23 protein-coding genes and 1 pseudogene are annotated in these 22,642 nt (G+C 60.4%); 9 read left to right on the top strand and 15 right to left on the bottom strand.

Annotated elements, in window-relative coordinates; all coding sequences use genetic code 11:
* Positions 1–120 precede the first annotated feature (120 nt).
* The 3 genes from BM222_RS30295 to BM222_RS43470 are packed head-to-tail and all read left to right on the top strand — an operon-like array spanning position 121 to position 789.
* Positions 121–321 (top strand): hypothetical protein, encoded by a 201-nt coding sequence (locus tag BM222_RS30295; protein ID WP_092236439.1) that lies wholly within the window; start codon positions 121–123, stop codon positions 319–321.
* Positions 318–521, top strand: coding sequence for a hypothetical protein (locus BM222_RS30290; RefSeq protein ID WP_092236436.1), 204 nt, complete (start codon positions 318–320; stop codon positions 519–521). Before BM222_RS30295 ends, BM222_RS30290 begins: the two co-directional genes overlap by 4 nt.
* Positions 463–789, top strand: a complete 327-nt coding sequence (locus BM222_RS43470) for a DUF6894 family protein (protein ID WP_502690956.1) — start codon at positions 463–465, stop codon at positions 787–789. The genes BM222_RS30290 and BM222_RS43470 overlap by 59 nt, the downstream gene beginning before the upstream one ends.
* Positions 790–1,977: 1,188 nt before the next feature.
* Here BM222_RS43470 and BM222_RS30280 read toward each other — a convergent pair.
* A complete protein-coding gene (locus tag BM222_RS30280; protein WP_244547322.1) occupies positions 1,978–2,892 on the bottom strand; it encodes an FCD domain-containing protein in 915 nt (304 codons plus the stop codon).
* A gap of 81 nt (positions 2,893–2,973) precedes the next feature.
* Here BM222_RS30280 and BM222_RS30275 point away from each other — a divergent pair, with 81 nt between their 5' ends.
* The 6 genes and pseudogenes from BM222_RS30275 (at position 2,974) to BM222_RS30250 (ending at position 10,311) form a co-directional block, all read left to right on the top strand.
* On the top strand, positions 2,974–3,948 hold the full coding sequence (locus BM222_RS30275; RefSeq protein WP_092236589.1) for an ABC transporter substrate-binding protein: 975 nt from the start codon (positions 2,974–2,976) through the stop codon (positions 3,946–3,948).
* A 71-nt stretch (positions 3,949–4,019) separates the two neighbouring features.
* The gene (locus BM222_RS30270; RefSeq protein ID WP_092236427.1) at positions 4,020–5,564 is read left to right on the top strand and encodes a sugar ABC transporter ATP-binding protein; all 1,545 of its coding nucleotides are present in this window, start codon (positions 4,020–4,022) and stop codon (positions 5,562–5,564) included.
* Positions 5,557–6,552: pseudogene (locus tag BM222_RS30265) on the top strand (ABC transporter permease); the annotation flags it as partial. The gene BM222_RS30270 and the pseudogene BM222_RS30265, both read left to right, overlap by 8 nt.
* Before the next feature lie 27 nt (positions 6,553–6,579).
* The gene (locus BM222_RS30260; protein WP_092236586.1) at positions 6,580–7,533 is read left to right on the top strand and encodes an ABC transporter permease; all 954 of its coding nucleotides are present in this window, start codon (positions 6,580–6,582) and stop codon (positions 7,531–7,533) included.
* Between the two features lie 11 nt (positions 7,534–7,544).
* Positions 7,545–8,633, top strand: coding sequence for a mandelate racemase/muconate lactonizing enzyme family protein (locus BM222_RS30255; RefSeq protein WP_092236424.1), 1,089 nt, complete (start codon positions 7,545–7,547; stop codon positions 8,631–8,633).
* A 22-nt stretch (positions 8,634–8,655) separates the two neighbouring features.
* The gene (locus BM222_RS30250; protein ID WP_092236420.1) at positions 8,656–10,311 is read left to right on the top strand and encodes a GMC family oxidoreductase; all 1,656 of its coding nucleotides are present in this window, start codon (positions 8,656–8,658) and stop codon (positions 10,309–10,311) included.
* A 1,002-nt stretch (positions 10,312–11,313) separates the two neighbouring features.
* On the opposite strand, the gene BM222_RS30245 is transcribed toward BM222_RS30250, so the two are convergent.
* The 14 genes from BM222_RS30245 to BM222_RS30185 form a co-directional block, all read right to left on the bottom strand.
* Positions 11,314–12,000, bottom strand: coding sequence for a recombinase family protein (locus BM222_RS30245; RefSeq protein ID WP_092236574.1), 687 nt, complete (start codon positions 11,998–12,000; stop codon positions 11,314–11,316).
* A 406-nt stretch (positions 12,001–12,406) separates the two neighbouring features.
* Positions 12,407–12,766: a hypothetical protein gene (locus tag BM222_RS30240; RefSeq protein WP_092236417.1), complete on the bottom strand. Its 360-nt coding sequence runs from the start codon at positions 12,764–12,766 to the stop codon at positions 12,407–12,409.
* On the bottom strand, positions 12,750–13,169 hold the full coding sequence (locus tag BM222_RS30235) for a DUF5681 domain-containing protein (protein WP_092236414.1): 420 nt from the start codon (positions 13,167–13,169) through the stop codon (positions 12,750–12,752). Before BM222_RS30235 ends, BM222_RS30240 begins: the two co-directional genes overlap by 17 nt.
* 414 nt (positions 13,170–13,583) lie before the next feature.
* Complete coding sequence (locus tag BM222_RS42415; protein WP_244547321.1) at positions 13,584–15,860, bottom strand: VapE domain-containing protein; 2,277 nt, start codon at positions 15,858–15,860, stop codon at positions 13,584–13,586.
* Positions 15,835–16,329 carry a hypothetical protein gene (locus tag BM222_RS30225; RefSeq protein WP_092236411.1) on the bottom strand — a complete coding sequence of 165 codons (495 nt, stop codon included), beginning with the start codon at positions 16,327–16,329 and terminating at the stop codon, positions 15,835–15,837. Before BM222_RS30225 ends, BM222_RS42415 begins: the two co-directional genes overlap by 26 nt.
* Complete coding sequence (locus BM222_RS30220; RefSeq protein WP_092236408.1) at positions 16,326–17,042, bottom strand: hypothetical protein; 717 nt, start codon at positions 17,040–17,042, stop codon at positions 16,326–16,328. Before BM222_RS30220 ends, BM222_RS30225 begins: the two co-directional genes overlap by 4 nt.
* A gap of 127 nt (positions 17,043–17,169) precedes the next feature.
* Complete coding sequence (locus BM222_RS30215) at positions 17,170–17,643, bottom strand: hypothetical protein (protein ID WP_143106099.1); 474 nt, start codon at positions 17,641–17,643, stop codon at positions 17,170–17,172.
* Positions 17,643–18,218: a hypothetical protein gene (locus BM222_RS40420; protein WP_143106098.1), complete on the bottom strand. Its 576-nt coding sequence runs from the start codon at positions 18,216–18,218 to the stop codon at positions 17,643–17,645. Before BM222_RS40420 ends, BM222_RS30215 begins: the two co-directional genes overlap by 1 nt.
* A 41-nt stretch (positions 18,219–18,259) precedes the next feature.
* The gene (locus BM222_RS30205) at positions 18,260–19,078 is read right to left on the bottom strand and encodes an ATP-binding protein (protein ID WP_092236398.1); all 819 of its coding nucleotides are present in this window, start codon (positions 19,076–19,078) and stop codon (positions 18,260–18,262) included.
* 11 nt (positions 19,079–19,089) lie between these two features.
* Positions 19,090–19,752 (bottom strand): hypothetical protein, encoded by a 663-nt coding sequence (locus BM222_RS30200; protein WP_092236395.1) that lies wholly within the window; start codon positions 19,750–19,752, stop codon positions 19,090–19,092.
* 12 nt (positions 19,753–19,764) lie between these two features.
* Positions 19,765–20,022 carry a hypothetical protein gene (locus BM222_RS30195; RefSeq protein ID WP_143106097.1) on the bottom strand — a complete coding sequence of 86 codons (258 nt, stop codon included), beginning with the start codon at positions 20,020–20,022 and terminating at the stop codon, positions 19,765–19,767.
* 109 nt (positions 20,023–20,131) lie between these two features.
* Positions 20,132–20,563 (bottom strand): hypothetical protein, encoded by a 432-nt coding sequence (locus BM222_RS30190; protein ID WP_143106096.1) that lies wholly within the window; start codon positions 20,561–20,563, stop codon positions 20,132–20,134.
* Positions 20,564–20,785: 222 nt separating this feature from the next.
* Entirely contained in the window at positions 20,786–20,947 is a 162-nt protein-coding gene (locus tag BM222_RS41455) for a hypothetical protein (RefSeq protein ID WP_177243562.1), read from the bottom strand.
* Between the two features lie 166 nt (positions 20,948–21,113).
* Positions 21,114–22,592 carry a DUF3631 domain-containing protein gene (locus tag BM222_RS30185; RefSeq protein ID WP_092236387.1) on the bottom strand — a complete coding sequence of 493 codons (1,479 nt, stop codon included), beginning with the start codon at positions 22,590–22,592 and terminating at the stop codon, positions 21,114–21,116.
* Positions 22,593–22,642: the final 50 nt, after the last annotated feature.

Below are 22,642 nucleotides of genomic sequence, written 5' to 3'. Positions count from 1 at the left end.
TATTCCCCCTTTAAGGGACGGCATGTGCGTGGCGGACTCGCCGGGTCCTAGTTTCGTTCCGGGAACTGTATGTACTTAACTTGGTTATGAGTCATGGCTTGCGGCTCAGGGAGTGCCGGGATGACCGAGCGCCGCAGAGTGAAGCAGACTCGCTCACTTGAAGAACGGATGGCCCAACAAGCGGCCAAGCTCAAGGATGAAGCGAACCAGCTGCCAGCCGGGGCAGAACGTGAAGCTTTGCTCAAGCGAGCCAGGATCGCCGAAATCGGCGCGCAATTGAGCGATTGGCTCACCTCGCCTGGCTTACGGCGCCCTCAATGACGAAAACGGCTTTAGAGCTACTCATCGAAATTCAGGGCGATCTTGCAGAGCTGCGAAGGCTCGCGAACGACTTACCACCCGCCCACGCTCGGGTGGTTTTGATGTTTGCCGATCGGATGGAATTGCAGGCACGCGCAATCGATGCTGGGGTCGTCAGCCCTCCTTTGGCAGACCATAACATGCGTTGGGGATTTTTTTGATCGGAGTCCGTATTCTACGCAAACCATGGCGCGATACTACTTCGACCTGAGAGACGGAGCTGAACTGTTCCGCGATGAGGAAGGCGTCGAGCTTCCCACCGTGCGGGCTGCGGAGGTGGAGGCGGTCCGCGCCTTAGGTGGTTTGGTGCGCGACGTTGAGCCTGCGGCAGAGGGCCGAGACATGATTATTGATGTCCGTAATGATGACGGGCCGGTGTCTCAGGTCTCCCTTGTGTTCGCGATCAACAGGCATGGGAGTCACTCTTAATGCGAATTGAGTTTCTCGGCATTTGGCCAGCGTGTCGTGAGACCGGACGACCCGGAATGGTTATGGGTACAAGTGCTTGGCAACGCAGGCGGCAAAGGAAGAAGTGTCCCCGAAGATTGATCCATGACAAGGCGCCGCGCGTTACTGCGCTCTAGCGTGTTGCCATGACGGACAACGAAAAGCAGTTGCCCAAGCCCCGAGAGCAGGATAATCGGCCCAGGTGCCCGTCCTGCACTGCGTTTCCTCAGCTAAAGCATTTGATGCTTGATCCCCGGCGAGGCAAGACCGTCCGGCTTTACCAATGCCAGTGCGGCGAACGCATCTAGGACGATTAAGGCCGCCTCGATTATCCTAAGTTCAACATCGAACGAACGCGACCTGTGGTAGTTTACCTCTATCACCGGCCGAGGCTCAGCCCGTAGGCGTCGATGGCTGAGAGACCGTTCGCGCTCCCGCCTGCATAGGACAGGGAGTTCGCCGATGACCCATCTATCGGAAATCGCCGCGCATATTGAACGCCGAAAGCGGATGGCCGCCTATGCGGCTGAGGTTATAGCCAGATCCCGCGACCTAATTGCCTATTCCAAAGCGCTCCTGGAGGTGGGCCCTCCGACAACCTTTCTCGGCGAGCGGCACTACCCGCCACCTCTCTCGCCTGCTGAGTAAGGCCGCCTCAGTTGCCTCTGAGCAAGCTGAGCAAGTCCAAGTCTCGAATTGAAAGCGTTGGTGCTTGGTTCCAAGCCGTTGAAAGTGCTAAGATATCGCTGCGTTAATGGTCTTGGTCAGATCGCGATCGCTGGAGGCCATCGTGAAGATTGAGCGAGCACTTGCAATCGCGGCCCGGGCACGTGTCAAGCGGCGCATTTCATCCGATCCTGCTGCGCCATACAGCACCGGAGCGACAGCGTCGTTCGAGCGGCCCGGGAATGGAATGCCCGTCCCCTTCTACACGGAGGTGGGCGAGGACCTATGACCATCGTTACGCAGAACTGACCCCGAGCTGCGACGCAAGACTGCAAAAGCGCCGGCCAGGATTTTTGGCTCCTTAAGTTCGGGTCCAATCGAGCTGCTGGGCTGTTAGCCGATCCGACGCAAAGATATTTCGCGATTGTTTGGAGACGGCCGCGGCTGTCCCAGGCGCTGTTTACCGCGTTCGTCTTGCAGGCTGAATGTCTTGAGCCGCAGTGCTTAATCCGTGTTGTCTGCCAAGACCGCCGACCGGATCAACTCCCAGGCCGCCGCCAAGTGGCGCCGCAGCGCGTCCTCAGCGCGATCCGGATTGCGAGCTGAGATCGCTTCGAAGATCGACAGATGGCCGGCGTAGTTCATCCGATCCAGCTCGGCGCTCGTGCGCATGGAGCGCCAAAGCTGCACCAGCCATTCGACATAGGCCTTGTGGACGGCCGGATAAATCGCGTTGCCGGGAATGCGGTAGAGCATGGCGTGAAAGGCAATGTCGGTACCGTAGAACTCGCTCCAATTTCCGATTGCGGCGCGGTTCGCCTCGAGGGCCTGCTTCAGATTGTCGAGGTCACGCTGTCGCGCGTGCTGGGCCGCCCAGCGCACCAGCCCCGCTTCGACGAAGACGCGGGATTCGAACAGCTCGGTCATGCCCTGCTTGTCCGCCACCAGATGCGAGATGAAATTGCCCAAGCGGTCGAGTGCCACCTCGTAGTTCGGCTTGCGTGCGACCGGACGATGACCGAATTTCCTGTTCGCCAGGCCGCGATGCGACAGACTTTCGATCGCTTCCCGTACCGCGGTCCTGCTGACGCCGAATTGCCTCATCAGATCGCGCTCCGTGGGCAATCGTTCGCCTTCCGCGATCTCGCCCGCCATGATCATGCGTGCGAGTTCATCAGAGACAAAGTCGCCGAGCCGTCCGGAGGGCGGCGTCAACGTGTTGTCGTCGCCTCCCAATCTGTCCCCCTCTGAAGCTAAACCTGCAAAATTATGGTACGACCAAAAATAGCTCATGTCAGCAGATTTCGACGCGAAACTCACTATCCTAAGCTGAAATGCCGTTGACACGGTAATTATTGATGGTGGTAGGATCACTTCGGTCTGACCAAGACGACTTAGAAAAGCCTTTGGATGGAGCAAAGTCGCTTCCGCTACGGTTCTGCCAAGCCCAAGAAAAACCCCCGCCAGATGGGGCCCATAAAGCTTCCCAAGGAGAACAAGATGAACAGAAGATCTTTCCTGCTCCTCTCCGCCGGCCTTACGAGCCTGGCCGTGGCCGCGCCGTCCTGGGCGCAGGAGCTGCCCAAGTTGAAGCAAAAGGATAAGTACAAGGTCGGTTTCGCCCAGACTGAAAGTAACAATCCTTGGCGCATCGCGCAGACCGAGAGCATGAAGGCGCAGGCGCAAAAGGAAGGCTGGCAGCTCGTCTACACCGACGCGGCCGGTTCTGCGGCCAAGCAGGTCGCCGACGTCAACTCGATGATCGCGCAGGGCGTCGACCTGATCTTCCTTGCACCGCGCGAGGAGAAGCCGCTGATCCCCGCGGTAATGAATGCCAAGAAGGCTGGAATTCCAGTAATCCTGCTCGACCGTAGCGTGGATCCCAATCTCGCGAAACCCGGCGTGGACTACGTGACCTTCATCGGCTCTGACTTCGTCCAAGAAGGCAAACGCGCGGCGGAGGCACTCGACAAGGCGGTCGGGGGGAAGGCGAAGATCATCCAGCTGGAAGGTACGACCGGATCATCGCCGGCGAACGATCGCGCCAAGGGCTTCAAGGAATACATCAAGGATCATCCGGACATGCAGATCGTCGCGTCCCAATCGGGCGACTTCGTTCGCGACAAAGGGCGCCAGGTGGCCGAAACGCTGCTGCAGGCTCACCCGGATGCGACGGCCATCTATGCTCACAACGACGAGATGGCAATCGGCGCAATCGCCGCGGTCGAAGCGGCTGGCAAGAAGCCGGGCAAGGACATCATCATCGTCTCGATCGACGGCGAGCGCGACGCCTTGCGCGCGGTCGCGGATGGAAAGATGCTTGCGACAGTCGAATGCAACCCGAAGTTCGGACCAAAGGCGTTCGAGACCGCAAAGCGCTATGCCATGGGCGAGAAGATCGAACCTTGGGTCATCAATCCCGATCGCTTCTTCGACGCGTCCAATGCCAAGGACATGATCGCGGATTCCTATTAGGCCAGAGAGCGGGCGCGCCCAAGCAGGCGCGCCCACCGCCTGCGTGATCCAGCGAACAGCACGAGAGTAGAATGGCGCCCCTCCTGTCGATGCGAGCCATCGAGAAGCGATTCGGAGGCGTAGCCGCGCTGCGCTCCGCCTCCCTCGACGTCGAGGCGGGAGAAGTCCATGCGCTCATCGGACAAAACGGCGCCGGCAAGTCGACGCTGATCAAGATTCTTACCGGCTACCACCCGCGCGACGGCGGAGAGATCCTGTTCGCCGGCGCGCCGGTTGCGTTCAGCGCGCCGCAGGACGCCCAGGCCGCCGGAATCAGCACGATCTACCAGGAGATCAATCTCGTTCCATATCGATCCGTCACGGAGAATATCTGCCTCGGGCGCGAAAAGCGGCGTTTCGGGCTGCTCGACTGGGCCTCAATGCATGTCGAGGCGAAAGAGCTACTGTCGCGCTTCAATATGAGCGGCGTGGACGTCCGGCGTCCCCTTCTCGAGTACCCGACCGCGGTCCAGCAGATCGTCGCGATCGCTCGCGCAATCGGCTTCGCTGCACGGCTCGTCATTATGGACGAGCCGACGTCATCGCTTGACGACAAGGAAGTGGCAGTGCTGTTCGAGGTCATTCGTCAGCTCAAGAGTTCGGGCGTTTCCGTCATTTTCGTCAGCCACAAGCTCGATGAGCTCTACGCCGTCTGCGATCGCGTCACCATCATGCGCGACGGGCGCACGGTTCTGGTTGCCCCGATGGCCGAGGTGTCAAGGATGGATCTCGTCACCACCATGCTGGGCCGCGAACTTTCACAAACGCTGCATGCCGGGGCGAGCGAGCGTACAGCCACCAGCACGGCGGCCTCGCTTCTCGAAGTCCACCAACTCGCCGGCGGCCCCAAGGTGCGCGACGTGAGCTTCACGGTGCGACCGGCGGAAATCGTGGGACTGGCCGGGCTGCTCGGATCGGGACGCACCGAAACCGTACGGATGCTGTTCGGAGCGGACCAGCCGGAGCGCGGGACGATTCGGTTCCAAGGTCATGAGGTCCATACACCGGCGCAGGCGATCTCCGCAGGCATGGGCTTTTGCTCGGAAGACCGCAAGGTGGAAGGGATCGTTCCCTGGCTCTCGCTGCGCGAAAACATCGTGCTCGCTCTGATGCCCCAGCTCTCGCGCCGAGGCATCATCGACGAAGCCCGAAGCAAGTCAATTGCCGACGCGTTCGTCGCCCGCCTGGGCATCCGCTGCAGCTCGCCCGAACAGCCCGTCGGCGAGCTCTCGGGCGGTAATCAGCAGAAAGTCCTGCTCGCCCGCTGGCTCTGCATGAGCCCGAAGCTATTGATCCTTGACGAGCCGACCCGCGGCATCGACGTCGGCGCAAAGGCCGAGATTCTCGGCCTCGTGCGCCAACTCGCTCATGACGGCCTCGGGGTTTTGATGATCTCATCGGAGCTCGAGGAGCTAATCGAAGCGGCCAGTCGCATCTTTGTGCTGCGGGACGGTATCACCGTCGCGGAAATGGCCGGCGATCGCATCAGTGAGGGCGCGGTGATGACGGCGATGGCCCACGGACCTGGCCTTGCAGATGAGATCGGCAGCGGCAGCGCGGGGCGCGCCGATGGGTGAAAGGGTGATTGTCCCGCCCAAGGCGGTTCGGAGATTGGATCTGCAGCGCCTGCTCGAGCGGCACGGTCCTCCGCTCGCTCTCCTGGCGCTTGTTCTCTTCAACGCCGCCGTGACGCCGAATTTCCTGAGTTGGCAGACGCTCAACGTGAACCTGACCCAGGTCTGCACGACCGTGATCGTGGGCGTCGGGATGACGCTGGTGATCGCGACCGGTGGCATCGACCTGTCCGTCGGCTCTCTGATGGCGATCGCCGGTGCGCTGGCGCCGCTGATCTTTCTTGGAAACGTCATTCCGGGCTTGCCTCCTGGTGTTGCTATCGCGCTGGCGTTCGTCCTCCCCGTGCTGGTCACAAGCTTGCTCGGAATGTTCAATGGCTGGCTGATCACGCGCTTCCAGATCCAGCCCATCATCGCAACGCTCGTCCTCTTCATTGCCGGCCGCGGAATCGCGCAGGTGCTGACCAACGGCAACCTGCAGGTATTCCACACTCCGGAGTTTCAGTTTATCGGTCTCGGACGCATCGGCGGGATTCCCTTTCAGGCATTGCTTATGCTTGCGATGGTGGCCCTGGCGGCGTGGATGCTGCGCCGTTCTGTGTTTGGTCGCCGGATCCTCGTCATCGGCGGCAACGAGCGTGCCGCCGCGCTCGCCGGCGTTCCGGTAGCTCTGGTAGTGCGGGCCGTCTATGCCATCAGCGGCGCGCTCGCGGGTATTGCCGGTCTGATCGTCATCGCGATCAACTCGTCGTCCGACGCTAACCTTGTTGGTCTCGGGACCGAGCTCGACGCCATCGCGGCAGTTGCGGTGGGCGGGACGCCGTTGACAGGCGGCCGCGCCAGCATTGCCGGCACGCTATGGGGCGCGCTCATCATCCAACTCGTGCGCTACACGCTGCTCGCCAACGGCGTTCCCGATTCGGCGGCTCTGGTCGCCAAAGCCGCCATCATCGTGCTTGCGGTCTGGCTTGCACGCCAGCGCGGTGCGGCGCAGGTTTCCCCTCAGGCCCGCCCCACCATGATGGGACCCGTCGGTCGCTATGGCGTGTTCGCCGCGCTCTTGTTGCTCATTCTCTTCGGCTGGCTCCGCTACGACAATTTCCTCGGGGAGTACAACGTCCTCAGCTTCCTGCGCTACAACGCGATGTTCGCGCTGGTCGCGCTCGGAATGTGCTTCGTCATCATGTCCGGCGGAATCGACCTCTCCGTCGGATCGACGGCGGCATTCGGCAGCGTCACCGCCGCCCTTCTCTCGCCCTACGGCACGGTTGCCGGGATTGCAGGCGGCTTGGCAGCCGGCCTCATGATCGGAGTGCTCAATGCCTTCTGCATCATCAAGCTGCGCATCCTGCCCTTCATTGCGACGCTGGCCACCATGCTCGCGGCCAGCGGGTGCGCCCTGCTGCTCGCAGGCAATCAATCGGTCTCAGTCTCCTATGACACCGGTTTCACGTGGCTGGGCCAGGGCGATGTCTTCCGCTTTCCCGTGCCGGCCTGGATCGCCCTGCTGGCCTATATTGGGGGGTCCATCGTCCTGACCTTCACCGCGTTCGGCCGCACCGTCCTCGCCGTCGGCGGCAACGAAGATGCATCGCGATTGATGGGCCTTTCCACCGACCGCGCCAAGATCATCACCTATCTTGCAAGCGGCGCGCTCGCCGGACTTGCCGGGGCCATCCTCGCGGCGCAATTCGGCGCCGGCCAGCCGATCGAAGGCGTCGGTTGGGAGCTCTTTGCGATCGCGGCCACGGTCGTGGGCGGAACACTGCTGACTGGCGGCGAGGGTTCGGTCGGTTCGACGCTGGCCGGCGTCCTGCTGCTCGGGTTGATCTTCAACATCCTGAACTTCGAAAACGGTCTCGGCTGGATCAGCCTCTCCGCCTACTGGCAATCCGTCGTTCGCGGCCTCTTCCTTCTTCTTGTGGTGATCGTTCAGGCCCGTCTTGTCCGGCGCCCGTTACAGACCAGGTGAAAGGTCCAGGAATGGCAAAACTCAGCTCCATCGAACCAGGGTTCTATCGCATTCCTCTTCCCGAGGTGCTCACCGACAGCACGCACGGCGAAATGCGGGCGTTCGAGCTAAACACCGTTCGGTTGCGTGATGCCGATGGCGTGGAAGGTGTCGGATACACCTATACGGTCGGCCGAAACGGCGCGGCGGTCGATGCCGTGCTGAGGCGCGAATTGGTGGAGATCTTCGCCGGCGAGGAAGCCGATCACATCGAGCGGCTCTGGACCAAGGCCTGGTGGGCGCTTCACTATGGCGGACGGGGCGGACCGACCGTGTTAGCGATGTCCGCATTTGACATCGCGTTGTGGGATCTCAAGGCGAAGCGCGCTGGGCTGCCGCTGTGGAATTACCTCGGCGGGTTCGACCCGAAAGTGCCGTGCTATGCCGGCGGCATTGATCTCGAGCTATCGCCGGAGCAGTTGTTGCGGCAGACGGAAGGCAATCTCGCCAAGGGTTTCCGGGCTATCAAGATGAAAGTTGGTCGCGCCCGCCTCTCGGAGGACGTCGCGAAGGTGAGTGCAATGCGCGACTTCCTGGGCGAGGGTTTCCCGCTGATGGTCGATGCCAACATGAAGTGGACCGTCGACGAAGCCATCCGCGCCGCGCGCGCGTTCCAGCCTTACGATCTCACATGGCTCGAGGAGCCGACCATACCGGACGATCCGGCCGGCCATGCGCGTATCGTTCGCGAGGGTGGACTTCCGGTGGCAGCGGGTGAAAACTTGCGCACCTTATGGGAATTCAAGCAGTACATCGCAGCCCAGGCCGTGACCTATCCTGAGCCCGATGTGACCAATTGCGGCGGCGTGACGCCGTTCATGAAGATCGCCCGGCTGGCTGAGGCCTTCAACCTTCCGGTCACGACGCATGGCGCTCATGACGTGACCGTTCACCTGCTCGCGGCATGTCCCAACCGCAGTTTTCTCGAGGCGCACGGCTTCGGTCTTGACCGCTACATCGCTGAGCCGCTGCGCATCGAGGATGGCCTGGCGATTGCCTCTAACCGTCCAGGTCACGGCATCGCGTTCGACTGGAAAGGCCTCGAGGCCATCCGCTCCTAGGTTTCTTCGCTGAGTGATCACCATGAAAGAGAGATTCGACCATATCGTTGTCGGAGGCGGCTCGTCAGGTTGCGTAGCGGCTGCACGCCTCGTGGGCGCCGGCGCAAGGGTCTTGGTACTGGAAGCCGGTCACTCGCACCGGCATCCCCTGCTGGACATGCCGCCTGGCATCTTCAAGATGATCAATGGCAGCAAGTACATGCGCTACCACAAGACGGTGCCCCAGCCGCATCTCGACGGCCGCCAACACGATATCCCGCAGGCGAACGTGCTTGGCGGCGGCTCCTCGGTGAACGCGCAGGTCTACATGCGCGGCCGGCCCTCGGATTATGACGAATGGGATGTCATGCTGCGCGGCGACAATGACGATCCCGGCTGGGGCTGGAAGGACGTTCTCCCGCACTTCCGCGGAATGGAAGGCAACAATCGACTGCTTAACGATCTCCACAATTCGGAAGGCCCGCTGCTGGTCTCTGATCCCGGCCACATTAACGATCTTTCGCGCTGGTTCGTGCAGGCGGTGCAGAGCCTGGGTGAGCCCTACAACACCGACTTCAACGGGCCGAGCCAGCGTGGTGTCGGGTTCTACCAGTTTATGAATCGGAGCGGTAAACGCAGCAGCGCGGCGTACGCTTTCATCGCGCCCCTGCAGAACGATCCACGCCTCGAGATCCGGCTCCACGCTCGTGTGCAACGGATAAATATCGAGAACGGCCGGGCGAACGGCGTCACTTACCGGGACGAAAACGACGAGGAAAGGACGATGTTCGCCGACGGCGAAATCATTCTCGCTGCCGGTGCACTGGTGACACCTCAGATCCTGATGCTCTCGGGCATCGGACCGGCGGCCCAGCTCCGTCAGCACGGCATCCCCTGCCGGCTCGACTTGCCTGGCGTCGGCGAAAACTTGATTGACCATCCCGAAGTTCCGATCGTCTCCATTGCGAACGGGGCGTACGGCTACCATCGGCAGGGCGAAGGATGGCGCATGCTGCGCAACGGCCTGCAATTCAAATTGTTCGGCACGGGCCCGATCCTATCAGCCGGCGTTGAAGCGGGGGCATTTGTCAATCCAACTGACAGAAGCGGCGAGCCGACCATCCAGGCATTCTGCGTGCCGATCGTGTATCTCGATCGGGATGCGCTCGATCTCATCCCGAACACTTACGGGCTGACGGTCACAACCGTAGTTGTGAAGCCAAAATCGCGTGGTTACGTAAGGCTCGCCTCCGCGAACTCAGCCGACATGCCGCTCGTTTCACCGAACCTCTTATCCGACCCGGCCGACATCAGGACCATGATCGACGGTCAGCGCTTCTTTATACAGGCGTTCCAAACCACCCCGCTGAGGGAGCGGATTCGCGAAGTTCGCACCCCCGATCCGACTAACCTATCTGATGAAGCCATTCTCAAGCATTGCAAACGCTTCGTGAAGACCAACTATCATCCGAGCGGAACATGCCGCATGGGTGCGAGCGGCGACCCGATGGCGGTGCTCGATGCGCGCTTGCGCGTGCGGGGCATCGAGGGTCTGCGCGTCTGCGATCTTTCTGCGATGCCCAACATCAATGCCGGCAACACCAACGCGCCGGCTCTGATGATGGGCAGCCGCTGCGCCGAGTTTGTGTCAACGCACGCCGCGTCGCCTCAAGCATCGGTGCCGAGTGCGGCTTCTTAGAAAGGCAGTGAGTACCGCCGCGAGTCGCCTTGCCAATGCTGTTGAAAGTCGGGTTGCTCTGACGCAGCTGTTAAGGCCAGCCGAGACGAGCCTTCCAAAAAATCCAACAGTACGCGCTACTGCTCACGTGCTCTGCTATCATTCCAAAGCAGCGCACGCGGAAAGTGTTCCTCACGCAAGAGCTTGGATCAGCGGCCCAACCGCACGATGACGTCTCCCGGCAGGAGTGTTTCTGGGCTGGCCGCGTCCAGGCGCCATAGCGTCACGCACTAGCTCCCTTCAACGACTAATTCGATTCCGATTGGTCCTAACGCCTTGGAAGTGCTAAACTATTGATGTGAGGGCAGGACGATTGCCCCCGCTTCCTGTTAACGCATTACAGTTGCGGTGGAGGCCGCGGTGAGGATTGATCGAGCGTTGCGGATCGCAAGTCGGGCTCGCATCCGGCGATATGCTTTGCCGCCGGGAACTGGCGCGCCGACGCCAACATCGCCGTCATCCGAGCGTGATGCACGTGGCCGTTTCTTGCAGGGCCATGTCGGTGTGAGCCCTGGTCGGCCGCGCGACGAGCTGCGGGAGATGTACATCGATGATGTCTTCATCAGCCGATCGCCAAGGCAACAGCGGTTGGGGCATCGAAGCGCAGCGCAAGGCCGCAATTTTCCTGTAACGGACGGCCGGGCGCGCAACGGTGAGAATTAGGCAATGACCCAATCGATACCGAAGCTGGCACCCGAGTACATCATTGAATGGCCTGACGGCCGGCGCGCAAGGGTCACATGGGTCTCGGAAGACGGCATGCGCTTTCGCGTTGAGGGCCTCCCGTCGTTGCTGCGGGCGACAGACAGCTTTCGGGTGGTCAGGAGAGGACGAATAGCCGTTCCGGATTGAGCGCGCTGGAGACGCCTGGTGGCGCTAGTTAGAGGGGACATCGGGGTCAGCGCGCCGCCGGCGTTCGCGATCTCCTCGTGTGTTGCCGGGACTACAAGTGCAGCTACAACATCAAGCTGGAGCCCGCCTGCGTTGGCCCGACGGTATCCCTCTGCCAAAACTACCGCTACGTAACAGGGTTCGCCTCGCCTTTTGACAACCGGATAGGTCTAGGGACGCAGGCATTCCGCCGTTTTTCCCTCTCGCGCGCGCGACCAGCCGGCTGATCGTTGATTGGTCCACATTGAGCAGCCGCGCTACCGCGCTCTGCGGCTCGCCGGCATCGAGCAGCTTGATCGCCTGCCGCTGTTGATGCTTGGTCAGCTTCGACGGTCGACCGAACTTAACGCCCGCTTCTCTCGCGCGCCGAATGCCAACGTCGGTGCGCGCCTTGATCAAGCTGCGCTCGAACTCAGCCAGTCCGCCCAGAATGGTCACCATCAGCTTGCCGTGCGGCGTGGTGGTATCGGCCCAAGCATCGGCCAAGCTCTTGAACGCCGCTCCCGACTCACTGACCTCGTGCAGGATATTGAGCAGATCGCGGCTCGAGCGCGCCAGCCTGTCGAGCCGCGTGATGATCAGCACGTCACCTTTCCCAAGCGCAGTGATTGCCTTTCGCAATTGAGGCCGGTCAAAACGCGCGCCGCTCAGCTTCTCGGACAGTACTTTGGTCGCGCCCGCGGCCTTCAGCTGCACGATCTGATCGGAGACGCTCTGGCCGTCCGTCGAGACCCGCGCATAGCCAATGATATCACTCATGGAAATCCCCACTCTCTTTTGCATTCGGATTTCGCATAGAAGAAATGTCGGCATCACAAGGGCGTTTGAACCATGCGCCAATCAACACTTTTGCATGATGGAAAAGATCACGGCGCGGTCAGCGGACCTTCTCAAATCCCGCGTGGATCGCGCGAAAGCCTGCCCGACATAGCCGTGCAATCGCGGCCCCGACGGCTCGGTCGTCATGGCGTTGCTCCTCCGCCAGCACGCCTGCTCGCACAAAGGCGTCGATCGTCGTAGCCCAATTAGAAATCTCGATCCGCAAGCACTTAATGTTGTTTCGGCGCCGTTGCCTATATCGCCGTGAGCACTTCCGGGCCACCGCGCGCTTGTGGGCTAGATGCTCGAAACGTAGAAGATCGTCCCGTCGGGCACGCATGTTGATCTAACTTTGCGCCCGCCGGGGTGGCGGCGATAAGTGTGAGAGGTGCGATCGCTGGCCTGGCCGCCTCGGTTCCAGATAACGCGCGCTCTTGTGCAGATGATCCGCCACCGCAACGTAGCCCAAAGGCCGCAATACCTGCTCGACCTGGCGGATGTCCTCGCGCCACGGCGTGGTGACCTTAAGCAACGCATCGATCACCTCGACTTCATCCCAACTATTTTGCCGCGCGACTTCAACGCAAAAAGCGAAGACTTCCGCCCGCGTCCGCAGCGGAGACAGGTCGTAGCGCTCACGTGGCTCATAACCGTTAGCGGCCTTGCGCCTGATTTCAGCAATCTCTGCATCACTGATCATCGGCATCTATTACCTCCGCCTCGATGACCTTCGCACGCTTGCGCGGGGGCTCGTTTCCGAGCAACTCGACCGCCTCCCGGAAGGTCGTGACAAACTGCGCCGCATCAACACCTACACTCAAATCGATCTGACGCGGCATTAGTCCCGCGACCAGCCGGCAGAAGTTTGAGGGATCGTCGATCGCCATCGCCTCCAGCGCACGGTCGCCATGCTTCTGCCAAGTGCGATGCAGCCCTTGCAGAAAATCTTCACTCAGCTTGTTGCGCGAGCCTGGCCGCCGACCGGCAGGATTGCCCGATTGCCCAGGCTGCCAAGGCCGCGCCGTCTTCAAATTGCCGTTGCCCTTCGGCCTGAGCTGCACGACAGGCTGTAGGTCCCGTGCATCATCATCCGTGAACTTCTCGGCCATGCCTTTTCCCGTCACAGGGAGCTAACAGCGGCGAATCCTACCACAACGCCTGCCAATTGGCATCAGACGTGATTGGCTGAACTGCAGAAGCACTTAAAAGACGGATGGCCCCTTCGGTCCACCTACCGTCCGAAAAAAGGTGACACACCCCCTCTGCTATGAGGTGGAAAAAACGGGCGGGCGGTGAATGAGCTGCATTCACGACACTTTCTTAGTGACGCATGACGCATAGTGACGCATTTAAACTTCCCCCTAACTTCACGCGCGCGATATGGGGGATATATAAGGAGAAACAGGGGTCACACGCGTCAGTGCGTCGCTCCCGTGACGCATAATGACGCATTTGTACGTCACTAATTTGATCCACCATCTTGCCATGGTTTCTTCTTTGCCATTAGTTCCCGCGCCTGTACGTCACTTAATCCACCAGCGACCATTGGCCTGTCGCGGTGCCCGGTGCCAGCCTTGCCGCTCCAGCGCCGCAGCGATCCGTCGAGCGTCGGCGGTGCCAATTCTGGCGTCGGACACAAAGCCGAGCGCATTCTTAGCCACCTGTGAGACTGTGACCTTCGCGTTCGTCAATAGCGTCTCAAGATAATCGGCAATCGGCACCTCCCAAGGATCAGCCTCGTAGCGCTCGTCCTGTTCCGGCTTGATGTAGTTAGCCTCGAAGGCCTTGTCCGGCCACCACTCAACACCGTCGCGAAACAGCTGCACGGCCTCGGCCAACAGCTGGTCGCGGTCCCTGCGCAGGCCAGCGAGATCGATTGTGCCGGTCTTGACCGGCCAGTAGCGCCGAGCTCCGGTCTCGTCGCGCAGGTAGACCGATTTGTTAGTGGTACCGATGAAGACGCACTGCCGCGGCTCAACCGATTCTTTGTAGCCATAGGTGCGGCGATAGCGCTCGGTGGTTCGTGAGATGAACGACTTCAGCTGCGCGCTTTCCGCCCGGCTCATGGCGTTGAGCTCGGAGATCTCGATGATCCACTTGCCGCGCAGGTGCTGGCTGACATCCTTTCCGGCCGTGGCGATGTCAGGCAGATTGTCGGAGAACCATTCGCCGGCGATGATCTTGCAGGCCGACGACTTGAACTCGCCCTGCAACCCTTCCAAGATCAGCATGTAGTCGGCCTGACATCCTGGCTGATAGATCCGTGCCACAGTAGCGACTAGAAACATCCGTCCAATTGACGTGGTGTACTCGCTCCGTTTAGCGCCGAGATAGGTCACCAGCCACTGCGCCACCCGCGGTATGCCATCCCAAACCAAACCATCGAGATAATCCCGCACCGGATGGAACCGTCGCTCGTGCGCCCGCAGGTCGATTGCCCTGTGCACGGCATCCCGGCCTATCAGCGGCAGACCATTGAGCTGAACCCATTCCTGTATGGCGGTGGCGTCGACATCTTCGACCGGCTTTGGTGTCGCCAGGTCGACTTGGCTCCCGATCTTCCGGATCATAACCTCGCCGCAATACATCTCGTCATAGGCGAGCATGTTCTTGACGGCCTCGTCGTTGCGCAACGCCAGCATAACGTTAGCCAAGTTGGACAACGGCCGTCCCTTGCCGTCGCGCTGGCAGAACCTGAGCCACCACTGTCCCGATGTGCCGGTAGTGCTGCCAGTAGCGGTAGCACTAGCCCCACCTCCAGCAGCAGCACTGGCACCACCAGCGCCACCAGCACCACCGCCAGCTGTAGCGCGCCATTTCTCGAACGAGCGCATGACCTCAGTCACCAGCCGTCCAGCATATTTTGCGCCGATACCGTTGGGATGTTTGGCGAGCTCTTCGGCGATCCGATCGGGCGACCAGCCTTGACCGGCCAAATGCCAGACCACCCGCTGGAATTTTTCGCTACGCATCCCTTGCGGGGCGCCATTCTCAATCAGATCCGGGTAATCCGGAGCAACTTGTTGCGGTCCGGCGTTATTGAAATCAAGCTCATTCTCCTCGTCCAGCGATTCAACCGAGATCACCATCCCACCATCAAGTTCGCAGCGCGTCGGCCGTTGGGCGTTATCAGAGAAGCGCGCCACCAGCGCGTCAAACAGCGCATCATATTCTCGCAGTTCGGTGCTCACCGGGAGTCCGGGATAATCAACTGAGATCTGGAATCCGGAGATGGTGATATAGCGCTCGCAGTGCCGATAGAATTCGACGGCACAGCCATTGGCGCCAAGACTGATCTTCTTGTGCAGCTTGCTGCAACGGGCAATGCCAATGATGCGCGCGCCGGTGCCGGACACCGTCCACTCCAGATAGCAACCGGCAGTGGCGGCTTCGACAAACAAGTCCTCCACCCAAGGCAGCACTTCGCCAGTGGCAAAGTTGCGAATGCGATCGAGATCGATGGCGCCGAGCTCGCTGTCCTTCAGCATGAACCCGATGCCATCACACTGCCCATTGGCAAAGGCTAGCACCGCATCTTCGTAGCTGCCCCAGGTGCTGGGATCGTTTGATCTGGCTTTGCTATTCGGATAGCGCGCCTGGAATGGCGGCTTGGTCCATTTGATTTCGCCGTTTCCGTCCTTGCGTTCTTGCCATTTCCAGACCACCCAGCGCTTCAACATGGTCAACGGCCCTAAGGCTGCCGGCAGATGCGCAAGATCGGCATAAAAGGTCCGTGGCTTTGCAACGGTAGCCATCATCGTCTCCTGGTCGTCCTCACCACGGCATGGTTTGGGGGTCATAGTGCCCGCCCAGTTTGACGAAGATGGCGAGCAGACACCTGGCCTGCTTTTCAGTCGGCTGGCGTAAGAGCATTCTGCCGGCCATGTCATTGACGAAGTCGCGTTCCCAGTTATTGCGTATGCGTGCATGGTTACCCTGGCAGAACAGCGCGATCTCGTTCCAGCGCGGCTTCCCGTCGCTATCGTAAAATTCCGGCGGCGCTTGTTGCGCGCGCAGCTGTTCGGCGCGTCCCTTGTCAACGCCACGGGCAAAGATGATCTCAGCGTCCTTGTCGGAGTATTTTCGCTCCTCAATTTCACCGTTGCAGTTCTCGATCACCATGGCGATGTCAGGGAAGCTCAACCCTTCCGCCACCAGTAGCTTCTTCATTTTCTTCGCGGCATTGAGGATCTCGCCGTCGAAATCTGAGCCCAACATGCAGAACAGCTTGGCTATGCGCTTGGCTACGGGCTCGTTGAGTGTACTCATGACCAGCACCTCACACGGTGGGAGCACATGCGACAACGCCAGTCATCGGGATCTCCGGTGATGCGCGGCAACAGCTCGCCGGCGCGCGTCGCTTCGATCACCATGACCGCGCGGTCGCTCATCGCTTGTGCCAGTTGCGAATTAAACGGCACTAGAAAATGCAGGCGTTCGCAGGTATCGGCGTTGACGACGCTGAATAGTGCTGGGTTGGTACAATCAAAATAGGCTTGATAGATCGCGACTTGCGCCGCGTAGATCTCGTGGAGCCCGATTAGACCGTCGAGCTCGATCGCACGCCAACTCTTGGCCTTCAGGCATTTATGCTCCCACACACAAGGATATTGAATATTCGGCAGCCCAGGTCCGCTGATCATGATGCCATCGGCGTGGCCCCGAAACTGGCCATCGGCGGCCACAAACTCGAGGCGATCAGCTGGCGCGAACTTGAACCCGGCGGCGACCAGGTGCTGGCGCGTGGCTTCTTCGAAGAAGTGCCCGCGGGCAAAGATATCCTTGATGCGCGCCGGGAACACCGGGTCACACATCCAATCGTACTGCACCTTGCGCAAGCACTCGGATCCGATCGCGCTGGCGCCGAGATAATGCCGGTAGTTCTCGCTTGGCGGCTCAGCGCGTTCGATCAACTCGTTGATGAGTTGGCTGATCGGCTGGTCCGACAAGTTGGAGTGGTTGAAGTTCCGGACGGTACTCATGTTTTACGCCTTAAGTCGACGCATCGCGTGCCATGCTGACGTAGCACCCCCTTGAGAACCCAGCGCAACGACCGGATGGCATCAACGCCAGGCAGTGGTCGCAGCGTCAGTACGGACGTGTCGTCTTCTAAAAAAGAATTGCATCCCCATTCTTTTCATCGAGACTTGGTTTACGAAGCAGGGCCGCGCCCTGATCGCGTGTGAGCGCGGCCTGATCGATTAACTGTCGCACCATCAACACAAAGTTGATCATCTCGTCTTTCGACCACGCCATCAGCGGCTTCGACCAATCGATGCCGCTCTTGCCAGCCAGCAGTGGCAGGACCGAGCGCGCGGCTGCAACATCACCGGGCGATGGGGAATGCTCGATCGCGCACATAAGCTCTTCTGGATCGAGACCTTCGGCGATTGCCTGCTGATAGCGAGCCTGAATCCAGCCAAAGATCACGCCACAGACAATCCAGCCCCACTCTCGATCGTTCAATCGCCCTACCGGCGTGTTCAGCAACGGAGCAGAGCCAACCGCCCTGCGGGCCTCTGCGATGGCGGCAGCGGTTGCCTGCCGCTGCCACTCGTCTTCCTTTTCCGACAGCTCGCCCATCACCCACCCCATGAGGGTCGCGCGATCGCCTTGGCCGGGGGCGCGCTTGGCGTCGATGCATTCGCGCTGGTCGTCTGGACTTGGTCAGGTTGCGACCATCCTCGCCGTTCCGGCGTGATGATCTCCGCGATCGTATTCTTCGCCTCGTAACCGTTCTGTGGTTGTTGGATACCGAGACGTGCCACAAAGCGGAGTCCATCGAGCTCGCCCCATCCGGTGATTTTCCGCTTGGCCTGCGCCTCCTCGCTTTTGTCGTCGGGACAAACGCCGCGCGCACTTTCGAGCACCCACCGCAACGTGTTGCGGGAGATCTCACCTGCCTTTGCATGCCCTTCTGTTGTGCCGTGCAGGGTCAGTCGCTGATACAGCTTGCGTTTGGCGTGCGGTCCCTCAACAACAACGAACTCGCAGTCAAGGCCTTCGCTGTTACCGTCCTGCGCGCGGGTCAAATATCCATCGTCGCCAATGCCACCAGGCCGGATATTGAGTTGCAGGATGCAGATAGTGCCTGCGGGGATCATATTTAAAGTACGCTGCTCGCCGTTGGCGGTATTGAAGTCAAAATCAGCAGACATGGTGGGTTTCCTTCCTTGCGGTTTGGTAGTTGCAGTGGGACTCATCGAGTTGCAGTTGCATGGTCTAAGTCTCCTTGGCTGGTGGTAGTGAGTTTGGAAAGTAGTTTGCCCAGGTCCGGCTCCTCGATTTGCGCGAGGCGACCGCTGCGGTCCTTGGCGGGGTAGCCCCACGGATTGGGCGTAGTACAAACGAAGCCACGGATCGGTGGCTTGCCGTCGCCAAAGTCAAGAAATTGCATCGTGATGATCTGATCGACGATGCCCGGCAGCTCGCGGCCGGTCTTGCCACCTTCGGCTTGCAGTTGCCAGGTGGCGACGTTGAAGTCGTCAACGTTGCGCTCAAGAACGGCCACAAACACGATGTTCTTGGCGCGCGCGTGCTGAAGCTGATTCAACCAGAGGATCATCTCGCGGCCATGCAGGCCGTAGGCGCCGCGGACGTCCTTCTTGCCGCTGCGCTCGGAAAACGCCTCCGGCTGTTGTTCCGCCCAGCGATGAGAAAGCCTCGAGATTGCCGTGAGCGAATCCACAAACACGGTCTCGATCTGATCGAGGTTCTCCAATTTGCCGCCGACCGCCTGGTAATGGGCCGGCGAGTAGCAGGCGGTGGGTGGGAAGCTCCGGTTCGGCCCGCCGATCCGACAGGCGAGATCGCGCGCGGTCGGCCAGTCGTCCAGCCTGATGGTCGCGATTGGCACGTCGAGCACGGCCAAATCGCCTGCTTCAATATCGATGAACAGCGCGCGTGCGGGATCTAGCGTGCGCAGCAGCGACGTCTTGCCGACGCCGGGCGGGCCCACGATCAGCACCTTGGCGCCGCGGCGTTCGCGCAACCTGTCGTCTGCGCTGATGATCTGCATGGTGCGGCTCTTTATTTCTTGAGTTGAGTAAGCAGCAGCGTCGCCGCCTCGCTGTTCTGGGCGGCGAGCGCCTTGACGCCGCCGGCGGCGAAGGCAGCGACGGCCTTGAGCAGCTCCGCCAGCCGTCCAGCTGCGCCGAGATCGAACTTCGCCACGGCTCCGCCGGTGATGCGGGCGATCTCGCCGTAGACTTTGGCGACGTCTTCGGCGTCGCCTTCCTGAAACAGAAACACGGGCACGTTGCCGAGCTCGCGCGCGGCGCTGTATAGGTCGCCGGGAGATTCCTCGCAGGCGTCAGAGATCACGACCAGCGCGTCGACTCTTTGTCGCGCATGCTCTTTGTTGACGTGCACCAGCACTTTCCGGATCTGGGTCTCGCCGGCGCGGCACATCACGCCCGACATGATGCGGGTGAGCGACTTGGCATCAGATAGCCAGCGCGAGGCGACACACTCGCTGGCGCCGCGGAAATAGACCAGCTGGGTGTCGAGCCCGCCGATGCCGGCAACAGCGTCGAACATCTGGGCTGTGAGCTTTGCAGCAGTATCCCAGGTTTTTTGCCGCGATGCTGTGGCATCGATAGCGATGACCAGCCGCGCTCGAGCGGGATCAATCTTGGCAAAGAAAGCGTCCAAGTGCCCGCGGGTCGGGATGGTGAGGGCGATTGTTGTCATGGGGGCTTCCGACTATGCTTTGCCTCGTCGCCGCAACCGCGACTCAACCCAAGCATCGAGGTCGGCATCGGCATAGAGAGGCCGACGGCCCCAATAGGCCGCGACGCGCGCGAATGCGCCGAGGGCTGCGAGCTTGTCCGCGGTCGAAAGCGATAGCGGCGCGCCGTGCTTTTCCCGCACGTAGTCGCAAGCCTCGACGCGCGTACGGAATCTGGGCGCTGCGGCGCCCTGCCCTGATTCACTATGTGGTTCGATTTTCTCGGTCGACATCGGGAAGGCTCCGGAAATTTCGTCCGCCATCCCGATTTATCTTAGCCTTGCGATCAGTCACGCTCGGCGATTCTCAGTTCTAAAAGAACTGAGAAAATAAGCTTGCCCTCTACTTTCTCAACCTTCTCACCTCGTCGCGCCACCGATAGAGCGTTTTAAGCTTGATCTTCTGGAGCCCAACCGCAAGCAGGCGAGCATTGACGTTGTCTAGCAAGCTACGCTTCGTATCCGTAGCACCCGCCTCCTCCTCCTGGACTATAGCAAGCATCACCTGGCGCCTTTTATGTTTGCTCTTCGCCGCGGCGGCTCCTGCCTTCTTGGCTTGGTCCGCTAACGCTTCATTCCGTCCTTCGTCCCCTTCCTCGCGCCGTATATCGGCGATTTCCTCACGCGCGAGAGGCCGCACCGGCTCCGACAGCGGGACGAACCACGGAAAATCTTGAGGCGTAGATATCTGTGAGGACCGCTCAGCAGGAATGTGGTGCGGCTTCTCGCGCCGTTTCGGAGCAATACTGTGCCGCTTATTCGGCCGTTTCGGCATCGCGCTTCTCCTTAAGCACCTGCATGGGAGCGCGGCGGCAACGCGGTGCAGAAGCCGCGCGTTCGGTTAGCTAGCCTTCCGCCGCTGATCAGATTGGCTCCGTGGCGCGATAACCTTCAACTCGTCAGGAGAGGTAAACCGCGTCTCCGGAAAAATATCGGCATCAACGCAAAATCCTGCCTCAGCTTCCTATCGCCCTGACATCCCGGCGAGTCGCAAACATCACTTTTTTCGGCGCGGCGTCGTCATCGGCGTCGAGCAATCGATAGAATGCCTGAACAGCTCGAATGCTCGCGCGCCACTACCTTGATCCGTGCGGAAATCCTCACCAGCATCTTCGCTGGGTCGATGCAGTACAATCTTCACGGTAGAGGCGATGATCATGACATAAGTCGCCGAATCCCGTTGGCGCAGCCGTACCGCCGACGAAGAAGTGGCGTGTTGCGCAACATCCCATCGCTTCCTCGATCCTCATGGCGCTGCCTACCTCTTCAGTTCATCCCGTGACTGTCCCAGCCTCGAGTCCGTCATTGATGCTGACAATCCCGATTCATGGCGTGCCATCGCGAACAACCCGCAAACCCGTGGCATTGCTTGGCTGTGACCCTGTCGTGTCGCAATAGGCGCGCCATGGTTCTTCGAACCACGCTCGGCGATAGCCCTTCGCGCTCGTGCCTTCGGACCAAATCGTCTTCGGCTTGATTTTGAACTCACGCAGCATGCTCGCAAGCTCGGTGTCTTTAAGCTTGTGCGGTCGCTGATCGCTGCGAACACCGCGAAACTCGCACCAGTCAGCTTCGTCGAGGTTATGCAGCGCGTCGAGTAGGATTTTGGTCGGTAGGTAGTCGACGTTGCGTATGTCAAACACTTTGCGAATGTCGGCGAGTAGCAAAATTTTGATATCAGCGTCGTGATATTCGCGGGCGAATATGAGCATCGCATCGCGTGCCTGTTCGCCCCAGCCTAACGCGTCGGCGATGCTGATGAGCGGTCGCCAGTTGTCGGCCCATCGATTATGCACTGGCATTGCCGGGTCGGGATCGAGTTTGACCTCACGCCAGAGAAGAATTTGCATATAAGCGGCGTCGAGCGCGGGATCAGGATGACTAGCGTCGAAGCGCTTGAGTTTGCGCTGACCATCATGACGCTCCATCGCGATAGTGATGCAACGAGAATTCAGAGTACGCGGCAACGCGCCGAACGTATCTGGCAGCGCCAAGGCTAACGGGGCGAATGTGGAGAATTTGCGCACGCGGCCGCGCTCCATGATCGCGACTGTGCCGCCTTTACGATGCCCACTGTTGAAGATGGCGCGAAGCCTTCCGTTATCGCGCAGCGCAAGGCCAAGATTGTCAGCTTCGTCGATCAGTAGGGTCGGATGCGCCGCGTCGATCACTCGATATAATGCCGCGGTAGTTACGGAGTCGAACTTTTCAGGCCGCGTCGTGAGCCTTGCCAGGATATCAAGCAGCGTCGTCTTGCCGCAATCGGGGACGGGGCTGCGTAAGGCCAGTCGCGGCGTCACCATGAACCGGTCACAAATGTGAGTGTGCAACGCCCACAGTGCGACAACAACATACTCATGCGGCTGTAGCGCGACATATTCCTGAAGCAAATGATGAACCAGCGCCAATGGATTGACTCGCTGGGGAGCGTCTGCTGAAGGATCACACGCCCACGCGGCGTGCGAGTTTGAGCACAACACGTCGACGAGATCATTCCAGGACTTACGGTGGCCAGCGAGTAAATCGAAAATATTGCGACGGGCCTTGGCACGCTCGTCAGCGTCGCTGGCGCCAAGCGCGACAATGTCGCGGGCAAGCTCAGCGCGAATGGCATTAGCTGCGCCGCCGAGCAATTGAATGATGTCGGCCCACGTCTTTTTATAGTCGCGCAGCAAGCTGTCGATCCGGCCGCGCGCTGCCTCGGCTTCGTGCGTATTGTCCGTAGCGAGGGCGCGAAAAAGTTTGTCAATGAGCTGGCGCTCGCGGTCGCCGAAATGCTGGGCGATGGCCTTATGCCCCGTCATACCGGCAACCCGTCAGAAGTGCGGGATTTCAGGGGCTTACATGCCATTAG

The sequence above is a fragment of the Bradyrhizobium sp. Gha genome, assembly GCF_900113735.1.
Lineage (GTDB): Bacteria > Pseudomonadota > Alphaproteobacteria > Rhizobiales > Xanthobacteraceae > Bradyrhizobium.
Note: the sequence above shows the minus strand (reverse complement) of the source record. Positions and strands in the feature narration are given on the sequence as shown.